The sequence below is a fragment of the Flavobacterium sp. genome (assembly GCF_013822155.1).
In the GTDB taxonomy this organism is placed as follows: domain Bacteria; phylum Bacteroidota; class Bacteroidia; order Flavobacteriales; family Flavobacteriaceae; genus Flavobacterium.
In genome coordinates this window covers 1-13575 of sequence record NZ_PNJW01000069.1, presented here as the reverse complement: position 1 = coordinate 13575, position 13575 = coordinate 1, and the positions used below count along the sequence as shown (strand labels likewise).

9 protein-coding genes are annotated in these 13575 nt (G+C 33.8%); 4 read left to right on the top strand and 5 right to left on the bottom strand.

Features of this window, described 5'->3' with window-relative positions; translation table 11 throughout:
• On the bottom strand, window positions 1-276 hold a 276-nt coding region (locus C0512_RS13305; RefSeq protein WP_290862365.1), incomplete at its 3' end, for a hypothetical protein.
• Between the two features lie 572 nt (window positions 277-848).
• Here C0512_RS13305 and C0512_RS13300 point away from each other — a divergent pair.
• From C0512_RS13300 to C0512_RS13290, 3 genes are read left to right on the top strand one after another with little or no spacing between them, the layout of a single operon-like run.
• On the top strand, window positions 849-3872 hold the full coding sequence (locus C0512_RS13300) for a SusC/RagA family TonB-linked outer membrane protein (RefSeq protein WP_290862363.1): 3024 nt from the start codon (window positions 849-851) through the stop codon (window positions 3870-3872).
• 13 nt (window positions 3873-3885) lie between these two features.
• The gene (locus C0512_RS13295) at window positions 3886-5292 is read left to right on the top strand and encodes a RagB/SusD family nutrient uptake outer membrane protein (protein WP_290862361.1); all 1407 of its coding nucleotides are present in this window, start codon (window positions 3886-3888) and stop codon (window positions 5290-5292) included.
• A complete protein-coding gene (locus C0512_RS13290; protein ID WP_290862359.1) occupies window positions 5282-7906 on the top strand; it encodes a prolyl oligopeptidase family serine peptidase in 2625 nt (874 codons plus the stop codon). The genes C0512_RS13295 and C0512_RS13290 overlap by 11 nt, the downstream gene beginning before the upstream one ends.
• A gap of 58 nt (window positions 7907-7964) precedes the next feature.
• Here the strand turns inward: C0512_RS13290 and C0512_RS13285 are convergent, their stop codons facing one another.
• The 4 genes from C0512_RS13285 to C0512_RS13270 form a co-directional block, all read right to left on the bottom strand.
• A complete protein-coding gene (locus C0512_RS13285) occupies window positions 7965-8249 on the bottom strand; it encodes a DUF6520 family protein (protein ID WP_290862357.1) in 285 nt (94 codons plus the stop codon).
• Between the two features lie 18 nt (window positions 8250-8267).
• Complete coding sequence (locus C0512_RS13280) at window positions 8268-9821, bottom strand: MauE/DoxX family redox-associated membrane protein (protein ID WP_367161045.1); 1554 nt, start codon at window positions 9819-9821, stop codon at window positions 8268-8270.
• A 118-nt stretch (window positions 9822-9939) separates the two neighbouring features.
• Window positions 9940-10860 carry a helix-turn-helix domain-containing protein gene (locus C0512_RS13275; protein ID WP_290862353.1) on the bottom strand — a complete coding sequence of 307 codons (921 nt, stop codon included), beginning with the start codon at window positions 10858-10860 and terminating at the stop codon, window positions 9940-9942.
• Between the two features lie 12 nt (window positions 10861-10872).
• Window positions 10873-11256, bottom strand: a complete 384-nt coding sequence (locus tag C0512_RS13270) for a hypothetical protein (RefSeq protein WP_290862351.1) — start codon at window positions 11254-11256, stop codon at window positions 10873-10875.
• 257 nt (window positions 11257-11513) lie between these two features.
• Here C0512_RS13270 and C0512_RS13265 point away from each other — a divergent pair.
• On the top strand, window positions 11514-13575 hold a 2062-nt coding region (locus tag C0512_RS13265), incomplete at its 3' end, for an aminotransferase class I/II-fold pyridoxal phosphate-dependent enzyme (RefSeq protein ID WP_290862349.1).

Genomic DNA, 13575 nt, shown 5'->3' with positions numbered 1-13575 from the left:
TTCAAACTCAAGAAAAAATTCTGATAAGGGCATACCTTCTTTTTGACAAATACTATTTATTGTCGATAATGGAATATTGTAACCATCTGGAACAAGAATTTTTGTTATAGTTGAGGTTGCTAAATTACAATCTTTAGCATATTGCCTTCTTGTAACTTCTTTACCTTTTGAATCAAGTCTATTTAAAATCCATTTTTTAGATATGAAATTACAAACATGCTTATTGATAAGTATATTTCTGTTTGATCCATTATTATTCGTGTTTTTTTCCAGCATCTTTTCTTTAACAATTTTAACAAAATAAGAAAATTAGAATAAAAAAAGTGTTCGCTAAAGCGAACAATAATTATTTTTTATTATATTTGTATAATTCTAATCAAAAGGATTAGTATTTTTGCGATTCTTCAAAAAAAACATTGAAGCATTCGCTTTGAATCTTGACTTGAAAACTGGCGTTTAAATGGAACAAGATGATAAGCAAGGATGCTCACGACCATGGCGTGGGCTCTCTTATCGTTCCAAGGTATGCCAGTACCCCAAGTCGGTAAGTAGAGTTCCACGCTTTTTTATGCGTTTTACTTTCCGAGAAAAATTCAAAGCCTACTTCATTTTAATTGAATTCGCAATATAGCTTTCTTATATCCACCTGCGGGCGACTAATAAATTGGTTTAGTTAGTGGCGTCCGTAGGTAATAAGAAAATTTATTTAACCAATTTGCTACCTAATCAAAACAACTAGCCTATGGAATAATGCCAATTATATATAAAAAAAGACTTCCCACCTCGTCGCCAAACTCGTTAGGAAGCCAGACAAACAAAACTAATGTTTCATTTAACTAATCAAGTATATGAATAAATTTTTAATTTACCAAAGAAGTAGGTATTTAAAGTATTTATGGTTAATTGCTTTTAACTTTATCTACTTTGCTTCACAAGCAACTCCTTTCTTAGCAATACAGCAACCTCAACAATCTATCACGGGCATCGTAACCGATGGACAAGGTTCCTTATTTGGTGTAAACGTGCTCATCAAAGGCAAAGCTACCGGAACTCTTACTGATGAGAACGGAAAATTTACAATTCAAGCGAATACAGATGATGTTTTAGTGTTTTCTTATATGGGTTATAAAACTGTTGAAATATCAGTAAATAACCAAATGATAATTAATATACAACTAGAAGAAGACACAACTCAACTTAAAGAAGTCATAGTAAATGCGGGTTACTACTCCGTAAAAGATAAGGAGCGGACGGGTAGTATCTCCCGCATCACCGCAAAAGATGTCGAAACCCAACCCGTCACTAATCTCCTCGCAACCATGCAGGGTAGAATGACAGGAGTAAACATTACCCAAACCAGTGGTGTTCCCGGTGGAGGTTTCGAAATAAAAATACGAGGACAAAACAGTCTTCGGGCAGACGGTAATAGTCCGCTTTACCTCATAGACGGAATTCCATACTCATCAGAAGTGGTTGGAAATGGTCGATCTACAGGTGTTTTACCAACGCTGGCAAACCCACTGAATAGCATCAATCCCAACGACATCCAAAGTATAGAAGTCCTCAAAGATGCAGATGCCACTGCCATATACGGGTCACGAGGTGCAAATGGGGTCGTACTTATAACAACAAAAAAAGGAAAACAAGGTAAAACACAATTCACAACAAATCTTTCCAAAGGAAGCGGAAAAGTAACCCGATTCCTCGATTTGCTAAATACAGAACAATATCTCGCAATGAGAGCTCAAGCATTTGCAAACGATGGTATCACTAACTATCCTGCAACTGCCTACGACATCAACGACACTTGGGATCAAAACCGTTACACCGATTGGCAAAAAGAATTAGTAGGAGGGACAATTGATTTCACAGATGTCCAAACAACGGTGTCTGGTGGTAATGCCCAAACTCAATTCATAGTTAGCGGAACCCATCATGAAGAAACTACTGTTTTTCCGGGCAATTTTGGTTATAAACGTGGCGTAATTCGTAGTAACGTAAACCACAGTTCAATAAGCAATAAATTCAAAATCAACCTTGCTTCGGCATACACCAACCAAAACAACAATCAACCGGCAAACGATTTAAGTAGAGTGGCCAGAACCTTAGCCCCAAATGCACCTGCTCTTTATCAAGAAGATGGTTCTTTAAATTGGGAAAACAGTACCTGGGAAAACCCTTTAGCAATATTGGAGGGTAAATACCTAACCAACACAACAGATTTTATATTAAATACAACGCTAGGTTATACGGTCTATCCTGGAATTGAACTCAAATCAAACTTCGGAATCACAGACTTAAAACACAGCGAGACCAGAACACAACCCTCCACATTATTTGATCCTGCCTATGAAGCAGGTCCGGAATTCTCCACACTAACCTCAACCACAAATACCAGAAAATCGTGGATTATCGAGCCACAAATAACTTGGGATGCTACTTGGAAATACGGCAAAACAAATGTCCTGCTTGGTGCTACATTTCAACAGCAAAAAGGACTTAATAATCTCCAAGAAGCCTCAGGATTCAGTAGCAATAGTCTAATTTACAATCCGGCTGCTGCTTCATCGGTTGATTTAATTCATTACATAGAATCAGATTATAAATACAATGCTTTTTTTGGTCGCCTTAACTACTCGCTGCTTGACCGTTATTTTATAAATGTAACAGGAAGAAGAGATGGTTCAAGTCGGTTTGGTCCGGGCAAACAATACGGAAATTTTGGCGCCATAGGTGTAGCATGGATATTTACAGAGGAAGCAATACTCAAAAAACACGCACATATTTTGAGCTTTGGAAAATTACGAATGAGTTATGGTAGTAGTGGAAATGACCAAATTGGAGACTACCAATTTTTAGACACCTATGCAACATCTACAGCAAATTACGGCAGTGTAAATGGTCTCCAACCGTCTAGGCTTTATAATCCTGACTTTGCTTGGGAAACAAACCAAAAATTAGAGATAGCTCTGGAAGCAGGATTTTTAAACGACCGGATTTTTTTCACGCTTGGTTGGTATGCTAACAAATCTTCTAATCAACTAATCGGCATTCCGCTTCCAGGAACCACAGGTTTCCCGAGCATCTTAGGTAACCTCAACGCAGAAGTACAGAATCGTGGAATTGAGTTTTCACTCAGAACAATCAACATTAAAGAACAAAGCTTTTCTTGGACTACAAACTACAATGTTTCATTCAACAAAAATGAATTAATCGCTTTCCCAAATTTAGAAGCCTCAACGTTCCAAAACCAATACGTTATTGGGCAACCTTTAAATATCCGAAAAGTATATCAATACACGGGTATCGACTCAGAAACTGGAATTTACACTTTTGCAGATTTAAACAACGATGGTCAAATTAACGCAGTAGGTGACAGACAAATGGTGGCAGATTTAAATCCAAAATATTTTGGTGGTTTACAAAATCAATTAACTTTTAAAAATTGGCAACTTGACTTTCTATTCCAATTTGTAAATCAAAAGAACTTTAATGCTGAATTTACATCAGGCATGCCTGGAACATTTCAAAACCAACCTACATCTGTTCTTAATAGCTGGCAAAATCCGGGAGACAATGCTGTGGTACAACAATACAGTAGTGGGGCAAATGGTCAAACTGTCGATGCATTTAACAAATACATCCAAAGTGATGCTGTAATTACTGATGCATCATTTATCAGACTCAAAAATCTATCCATCAATTACACCCTGCCGCAAAAGTGGTCATTCGGGACAAACTGTAAATTTTTTATAGAAGCCCAAAACCTCTTAACCATTACCTCGTTCAGAGGGGCAGATCCCGAATTCATAAGCAGTGGTTTTTTAGCACCGCTAAAAGTAGTAACCGGTGGAATACAACTAACTTTTTAAATAGAAAACACAGATGGAAACAATAAAAAAACAATCCTCAAAAAAACACCTGATTGGGTGGCAATGGTCAATCATATTATTTTTAACCCTCTTCGGATGTGATGAATTCCTCGAAGTTGATCTTCCAACATCACAATTAAATACACCTTTCGTTTTTGAAAATTACACAACGGCAAATGCAGCAATGGTTGACATTTATGCAAAAATTAGAGATAATGGTATATTAAGTGGCAATAACATGGGATTGGGTGCTTCACTGGGTGCCTACACAGATGAATTAGATTTTTTTGGACCGCCAAGTTCATCCTTAAATTTCTTTTACTCCAATACACTTTTACCAACAACGGCTACAATTGAAACATGGTGGAACAATAGTTTCAACAACATTTATGCAGCAAATACAGTCATTATAGGTGTGGAGAATTCTGAAACACTAACCCAAGAAAATAAAAATCAATTAAAAGGTGAAGCTCTATTCATTAGAGCCTTAATTCATTTTCATTTAGTCAATCTATTTGGAGACATACCCTACATAACTTCAACAGACTACCGCCAAAACCAATCGGTGGCAAGATTGTCAACAGAGGAAATTTACAACCTAATTATACTTGACCTGGAAAATGCTAAATCATTGTTGCCCGAAAATTATTTCGGAGGTACAAGAGTAAGACCCAACAAATCCGTTGCAGCAGCTTTACTCGCAAGAGTTTATTTATACAATCAGAATTGGGCAGAAGCTGCAAATGAAGCTTCTTATATTTTAAATCAAACAGGAACATTTACGTTACCGGCAAGTATGAACAATACATTTCTAATTCAAAGCCCGAGTACTATTTGGCAATTATTACCCCAAGCAAACGGGAGAAATACATTAGAGGGAGCCACATTTATCTTTTTGACTGGTCCTCCACCTTCAATGGCATTAACTGAGCATTTACTCAACGCGTTTGAAGCGGGAGATCAACGCAAAGCAAATTGGACTAAAGAAGTAACAAACGCAAACGGAACATGGTACCATGCATTTAAATACAAACAACGTACAATCACAGCATCATCACAAGAATACTCAATCATTTTCAGACTAGCAGAACAACTACTGATTCGGGGGGAGGCAAGAGCAAGACAAGGTGAAACAATAACTGCTCTGGAAGACCTAAACATAATTCGAGCTCAGGCTGGTTTACCCGTTGCAACAGCAAACACACAAAACGAAATTATACAAGCAATTTTTCAAGAACGAAAAGTGGAATTGTTTACAGAATTCGGTCATCGCTTTTTCGACTTAAAAAGACAAAACAATTTAGATGCCACATTAAATCTAACAAAACCTGGCTGGAGCACACACATGAAAAACCTACCTCTTCCAGAAAGAGAATTGCTTTTAAACCCAAACTTATTACCACAAAATGATGGATATTAGAAAAAGTAATAACAGGAGTATAAAAAACATCAAACCAAAATGGTACTTGATGTTCATTATTTTATGCTTCTGTTACATCAATTCTATGGCTCAACAAGTCAAAAAACAATTAAAAAAAGAAGACTATGCCTTATGGGGGAAACTTCAAATTCAGGAAATCTCTAACAATGGTAATTGGGTAAGTTATACAATGATATATAGCGATCAAACGGACACCTTATTTATTCAAAACACTCAAAATAATAAGCTGTTTGAAATTCCCAAAGCAAAACAAGGAAAGTTCATCGGCGAAAAATGGTATGCCTGCTTGTTACCTGAAAATAGTCTAAAATTAATTGACCTGAAAAATGGAAAAACACATTTCTTCAAAGAAACAAAAAGCTTTCATGTCATAAACACAGAAAACCACATGTTGCTCCAATCCACCACAAGCTTGGATAATCAAAATTTGATTGTATTAACCCTCAATAATTTTGAAACAAAAACGTGGTACAACGTAACTAATTTCAAATACAACCCATTCAATCAAACGCTCGCCATAAGTCAATTCCAAAACAATCAAAATGAATTGGTACTGGTCAATATAAATAAATCGTACACAGAAACTGTTTTAGATACTAGCCTAATCGAAACGTTCGCTGCATTAAAATGGCAGGAAGAGGGGCAAAACTTAGTCTATACAAAAGGTTTAAAAACTATTGGATTTTATAGTGATTTAGTAAAAAAATCAATTGAATTAAACCTTGATGAGACGTCTTTTTATTCACAAAATCATAACCTAATTAGTAATGGAAATCTGCCGTTGACAATTTCAAAAGATGGTAAAAAGGTTTTCTTCGGTTTTCAACAAAATGAAGTAGAATCCAATAAAGATAATCCACAAATTTGGAATACAAAAGATCGCTGGATTTACCCGAAAAACAAAAAAGTGGCAGGGTGGATGCATTTACCCAAAATAGGTGTTTGGATGCCGGAAGAGAATAAAACCTTTGCACTGACAGACAATAATTTACCAAAAGGTTTTTTAAATGGAAACCAAAATTATATGCTAACCTATAACCCAATGACTAACGAACCTCAATTTAAAAAAGAGGCTTCGTTAGACATCTATTGTAAAAAGATTGGTACTGAAACAAAATCGTTACTATTTGAAAAATATCCGTTCACAGAGTTTGAATTTCATTTGTCACCTTGTGGTCAATTCATATTCTATTTTAAAGAGGGAGATTGGTTCAGTTATAACTTTACTGATGAAAACCACCGAAATCTGACAGCTGGCTTAAATAGTAGTTTTGATTTGGAATATTATGATAGACCCGATATACACCCTGCTTACGGATTTGCAGGTTGGACAACTGACAATAATGCTTTATTGTATGACAAATATGATGTTTGGTTGATATCAGGTGATGGTAAAATAACTAAACAACTAACCCATGGTAGACCATCAGGAACATGTTTTCGTTTGCAAAAACAATATTTCGAAAATCAAGATCATAATTTTTTCAATAGATTCGAAAAAGGAGTATATGATCTTTCCAAAGATTTATTATTTTCAACCGAAAAATCAACTAAGAAAGGATTTGCCACTTGGTCAATGGCAAAAGGGATAGAAATTTGGGAAGAACAAACAAAGAGATTCGAACAACTCAAAAAAGCAAAAAAGGAAAACCGATATGTGTATACAGTAGAGCATTTCAACGAACCACCAAAATTAATCTTTCTTGATCGAGATAAGAACTATAAAAAAACAGTGAGGGAGAGCAATTCTCATCACAAAAACTATGAATGGGGAGTTGTAAAACTGATTACTTATAAAAACGAAAAGGGGAAGAATCTAAAAGGGTCACTGTTCTATCCCGCCGACTACAATCCAAAAAAAATGTATCCGATGATTGTAAGAATCTATGAAACATTTTCAGAATCGTATGACCGCTATGTAATCCCGACAGATTTTAATTCCGCAGGTTTTAATACAGTTAACTTCACTACACAAGGCTTTTTTGTGTTACAACCGGATATAAACTATGAAATTGGAAACCCAGGAATTTCAGCTACAGCATGCGTTTTAGCTGCTGTCGATGAAGCAATAAATACAGCATCAATCGACCAAAATAAAATTGGATTAATTGGACATTCGTTTGGTGGATATGAAACATTATTCATTCTTACCCAAACCAACCGTTTTGCTACTGCAGTGGCAAGTGCGGCATTAAGTGATTTAACAGCTAAATATTTATATATTGATTGGACATTAGATAGTCCAAACTATTGGAGATTTGAGAACTACCAAAGCAGAATGGGAAAATCATTATTTGAAGACAGAGAAGGTTATCAGCGAAACTGTCCAATCACTAATGTTGAAAAAATTAATACACCACTACTAACTTGGAATGGTCTAGATGATCTCTTGGTAAATCCCTCACAAAGTTATTCATTGTTCACCGCATTGAGAAGACTCGAAAAAAACAATGTACTACTGCTTTATGAAGACGAAAGACATACTATTGTGAACAAAAACAATCAAAAAGACTTAACATTAAAAGTTGAAAATTGGTTCAAACATTATCTTCAAGGAAAAGAAGAGCTTGATTGGATGAAACCCCAAAATTAAAGAGAATTAAAAATAAAACACAATGCAGTTCTTTACAAAACTGCATTGTGTCATTTATTTACTGAGGTATTCTATACAATTCAACAACACAACGGTCATTGCTGTTTTTACCCCATAATTGTGTTCCGTTGGGAATATCGCCAACGGTACAAATTACACCGAAATCTGAAGTACACATTTCCGGTGTATCACAGACTGTTCCCAAAGGATTTAATTTAACAAATCCCTGAACATGGCTCATACTTGTGGAAGACGCATTGTTAGTATTTGTAGCAAAAGCCCCCACAATGGCTAATCCAAAAAGTAGAACCGGAATAAAACGCTTTAAAAAAATTGTTTTCATAATAATAAAAATTTATGGTTAATGATCTACTCTATTATACAGGTTTTCGATCGTAGCCCTGCCACCGGCCGGTGTAGTTTTTCTATATATAGTAGGTTCCAAAAAATGAGAAGTTATCATATCAGTTAACTTATAGCGAACTAGCTTAGAGCCAATAAATGCATAAAAGTGATTATGTAGTACAAAAAAGCGACTGAGCTTTTTTTGATCAATATGATAAATATAAAAACTGGCTATATAAGTTCTGTTTCTGATATTATAAACATCAATAACAGAAGCTTGTTGCCACATTTTTCTGTCTTCAAAACGTCCAACTAATCCCGATTGAACAAATAACAACCCATTATATACTGAACTGTTATAATTCACAACAAGAGGAGTCCCAGCTAACTTCTTTTCCTTCGTAGCATCATTATACACAATCTTCAATTGAGCTTGACTTATAGTATCAATGGTGCGACCCTTTGCAACATTTTCTAACGTTGGATCAAAAACGATGTACTCATTACGATACCGATAAATATAAACTCCCTTGTTAAGATTACTGTCATACATAAGCATACCATCGGTATCAAAATTGCCATCAAACTGTTTTTCTAAAAGTGTGTAATGAAAATGACTAGAAAAGGGTTCATTATAGTTAGATACACCAATACTATTTTCTCCCATACGATTATGAGAACGAATCAACAAGCGACTCGAATCACAGAGAACACCGGTTGAAAAAAAAGTTGTTCCCAATCCAACCATACTTGCCCTTCCATCTTTAATCTTTCCTCTAAAAAAACAAGGCACAGAACCATCAAAGAGATAGAAGTTGGTAGAATCGGCTTGAACTTGAACAGTTTTAAAAGGTAGGTCAGCTTGATCAAGCTCAAAACGGATAGGTGTAGCTTTTTGTAAAGCAGTATCAACTTTAGTTAATATAAGTGGCGAGGTATAATTTCCTAGATAAAGTGTGGAAGAGGTACCACCTGCATAATAATACGAGTTATGTTTTAAATCAATTTCACTATCCTTAACAACAAAATCTGAAAAACGCCGAATAAAAGGATTGTCAAATTTCATAGTGTTTTCAGATTGTAAAAACAAGCCATAGACAATAAGTCCATTAAGTAAACCTCCTGCAAATACAGAGATAAATGTAATTTTTGTAGAACGTATCAAAAACAGAGCAATGATGGCCAAAAGTGCAAAACAGATATTAAAAATAAGATGTTGGCTCCAAGTCATTTTTTCCAAAACACCTCCGCAAGAGCAAGGAACAAACGAACTAAAGTTCAAAATAAGATAAATATAAACCGTAAAAAGAACCATTATAAAGTAAGAACCAACCAATCCAGCATACCTAGTTTTGTGAAACATCAAAAGCAATGCAATCAATAACTCTAAAACCAAAACTATAGGTGCAACCCATCCAGCATAAGCACTTAAAAGGGGTGATTGTCCTAACTGAGTTTGAAAATTTTCAAAATCCAAAAATTTGCTTATAGCAGCATAAACAAAAAGTAATATATATAAGTAACATATTAATGTTACTATATTTTTCCTTGTGGGCGTAGTGAGTCTCATTTTGTAAAGAGATTGAAAATTAATTATGTAAAATTCTCAAAATCAAATAAATAAAGTGTTATTAAATGAGTAGCTTTGCTTATCAAAAAGGGATTATTTGATTTTCTTAATGAATTATTTAATCTATTTCTGTTTTTCTTGTAATTTCAGTTGGAGAATAGCCAAACTTTATCTTAAAAGCTCTTGAGAAATTAGGATAGGTGGAGAATCCAGCCATTAAAGCAATATTCTTGAGAGGTATTTTTGTGTGTTTTATAAGAAGAAGTGAGCGTTTAAGTCTCTCGTTGTTGTAGAATTGGTATATACTTGTTTTAAAAAGATATCTAAATCCAACTTTTAATTTATATTCATTGGTTCCAAAAATTCTAGCGAGCTCTTTTAATGTTGGAAACGATGTGCTTTTGTGCATGAGAATAAAATCATAGACTGATTGCATAAGCTTAATGTCTAAGTGACTATTAATCTCCTCTTTTTGTTGGTTAATGGTGGTATGTTTTACCTCTATATTTTCAACAGTTTGTTCAACTATTGCATTAAATGAACTTATAATTATTTCACTTTCTTTCCAGAGACGCGAAATACTACAAAATCCTGGAACAAGTAATTCTTCAGAAGTAACAAACTTGAGTGGCAAAGTGGTATAGTATGATTCATTCTGTAGAAGTTTAAAAGTAATAGAAGACCATATACATTGTGATTCTTTTTCAAGAATTTGTGTGAATTTTTGCCCTAGTATTTTATCTGATTCTAGTCCAAGAAGGAAAGGCACATTGGTGCTAAAATCTTTTACAAGAAAATCAAGATTTAGTATATAAGTACTTTGTACAACATATCTATAAGTGAAATGAGGGTTAATGTAGCCAGAATGAAAAATTGACTCTTTCATTTCTTCAGCTAACCAATTTAATAAAACTATTAAAGCTTCTAATTCATCATCATCATCTGTTCGTGGTATTCGATAGGAAAAATTACCTTCCGCCATTTCTAGAAGCATTTGATAAATGTTATTTATACGTTGCTGATTAGTTTCCTTATACATAAAAAATGAAAATTAAACGAATGTTTTTAAAAATTCCAACGCAGCCATTTTATCTGTAAACAACTTGGTAGGAACTTGAGGTTTACTAATTTTCAAATAAAAAGTAATCATTAAAAAAGACAGAATTTTTTGATCAGCCACTACAATAGCTACAGCTTTGGTCAACATGGAACCATGCTGTGCTAAATAATCTCTTGCCGCCTTATCAGAATCGACAATCCCACTTATGTCACAAAGAATTGGGTAAGCTTTTCCATTCTGAACTTGTATTCTGTCAGCTACAATTTGTTGTGCTGCAAGAAGATCAATAATGACGTTAAACTTGTATTCAAAAAGAAGTATATTATTTTCAATCCAAAAAATAGCGAATTCATTCTCGTAATGATTATTGTACATTTATTCATTTCTTTTCATTATAACTGGCCAAATTAACAATTACGTTTTTAATCGTACTTATCAAAATAAAGCAAAATACAATGATAAATAATCAATTTCTTCTAAGCTTATCAATTCAGTATTATAACTTATCAAATCGGTATTTTTGAAAGAAAGGGGTAGTGTTTAATTGTTTTAAATTCAGAACTTTAATGAATGAAATAAAACTATAAACCCTGATTATATATTTTGGAGTTTATAACTAAAATTAAGTAGTAATGGCAAAAATAAAACACAATGATTTTATTAATACTGTAGACGAAATACTATCCAAGGCAAAGCAGGAAGGTACAATTCATCTCTATGCAGAAGATAAAATTTTAGATGGTCGAACAATTCAAGTTGATGGTAAAAAGCTATTTCATTTTGCAACTACAAGTTATCTTGGACTAGAATATGACAAAAGATTGAAAGATGCTGCAATTTCTGCAATTAAAAAATACGGAACGCAATTCCCGCTATCTAAAACCTATATTTCTCATCCTTTATATGATGAATTAGAGTCAAAAATTCAGTATATGTATGGTGGTATCCCTGCAATAGTATCTAAGAATAGTACACTTGGTCATTTAGCTACAATACCTACTTTGGTTAATGATGAAGATGGGATTGTTTTAGACCATCAGGTTCATTGGAGCGTACAGAATGCATGCCAACTTTTGAAATTAAGAGGTATTCCAGTAGATATGATTCGTCATAGTAATATCCAAATGTTAGAAGATAAGATAAAGGAGATGTCTTCAAAATGTAAAAAGATATGGTATATGGCGGATGGAGTTTATTCTATGTTTGGAGATTTTGCACCAATAGAAGAACTGATTGAACTGTCAAAAAAATATTCACAATTGCAACTTTATTTTGATGATGTGCATGGTATGAGTTGGAAAGGTAAAAATGGTACCGGATTTGTACTTGATGTTTTGAAAGTACTACCAGAAAATGTTTTCATAATGGGAACTCTAAGTAAATCTTTTGGAGCAAGTGGAGCTATCTTTTTATGTGCAAATGAAAAACTTTTTAAAAGAATTAAAAACTTTGGTGGACCACTTACTTTTTCTGCTCAATTAGAACCTTCGTCTGTTGCTGCTGCAATTGCATCAGCAGACATTCATCTTTCACCTGAAATCACTTTATTACAAGATGAACTTGCTCAGAAAATATCTTATTTTAATTTGCTATTTTCACGAACATCTCTACCATTGATTGAACCAAATAGTTCACCAGTTTTCTATTTAGGTACTGGTAAGCCAATAACTGCATATAGATTGGTACAAAAGCTTTTTAATGAAGGTTTTTTTGTAAACCCTGGTTTATTTCCAGCTGTTCCATTAAAAAATACTGGAATTCGAATTACAATTTCACGTAACAATAAACAGGATGACATTATGGGGCTTGTACAAGCTATTGAATATCATTTTCCAAAAGTTTTGGATGAAACTTCAAATAGTTATGAGAAGATTTTTAAAGCGTTCGGTGTAGAGTATCAAATAATTAAAGAAGTAACTAATCATAAAAGGGCTTTATTTAACATTCAATATGAAACATCCATAAGTAAGATAGATAAAAAAACATGGAATGAATTATTAGGTAGACAAAGCATCTTCGATTGGGATGGTCTCTGTTATTTAGAGAATGCCTTTAGAAAAAATTCTGAGGAATCAAAATCTTGGAGTTTTCATTATTATATTATTAGAGATAGGGCAGGAGTTCCTATACTTGCAACATTTTTTACATGTACACTTTGGAAAAATGATATGTTAGCACCTGTTTCAGTTTCTATGCAGTTAGAAGAAGAAAGAATTCATCAACCTTTTTATCTTACTTCAAGGGTATTAGGAATGGGTTCTCTTTTTACTGAAGGTGAGCACTGTTTTATTAATAGAGAACATTTGTTTTGGAAAGAAGCTGTATCATCACTCCTAGAAAAAGCTGAAGAGCTCTATCGTGAATTAGCAGCTGATATGCTGGTGTTTAGGGATTTTAAAGAAGATAAAGAACTTGATCTAATCTTCCATTATCAGGGTTATATGAAAGTGGATATGCCAGAAACAGCTATTTTAAAGGACTATTCATTTAATGATATTGACCAATTTACATCGTTACTTTCTAAACGTTCTAAACGTCATTTTTTAAAGGAAGTATTACCTTTTGAAAACGAATATAATATTGTAGTTAAAACAAATTTAATCAATGAAGAAATGAAATATTGCTATCAATTATATAAGAATGTCAAAGATAGAAACCTTGCTGTTAATACTTTTACTTACCCGTTTGGAGTAT

Bases quoted from the DNA above. Each gene is read 5' to 3' on its own strand.
- C0512_RS13300 (WP_290862363.1), top strand. From the start codon at position 849: ATGAATAAATTTTTAATTTACCAAAGAAGTAGGTATTTAAAGTATTTA.
- C0512_RS13295 (WP_290862361.1), top strand. From the start codon at position 3,886: ATGGAAACAATAAAAAAACAATCCTCAAAAAAACACCTGATTGGGTGG.
- C0512_RS13290 (WP_290862359.1), top strand. From the start codon at position 5,282: ATGGATATTAGAAAAAGTAATAACAGGAGTATAAAAAACATCAAACCA.
- C0512_RS13285 (WP_290862357.1), bottom strand. From the start codon at position 8,249: ATGAAAACAATTTTTTTAAAGCGTTTTATTCCGGTTCTACTTTTTGGA.
- C0512_RS13280 (WP_367161045.1), bottom strand. From the start codon at position 9,821: ATGAGACTCACTACGCCCACAAGGAAAAATATAGTAACATTAATATGT.
- C0512_RS13275 (WP_290862353.1), bottom strand. From the start codon at position 10,860: ATGTATAAGGAAACTAATCAGCAACGTATAAATAACATTTATCAAATG.
- C0512_RS13270 (WP_290862351.1), bottom strand. From the start codon at position 11,256: ATGTACAATAATCATTACGAGAATGAATTCGCTATTTTTTGGATTGAA.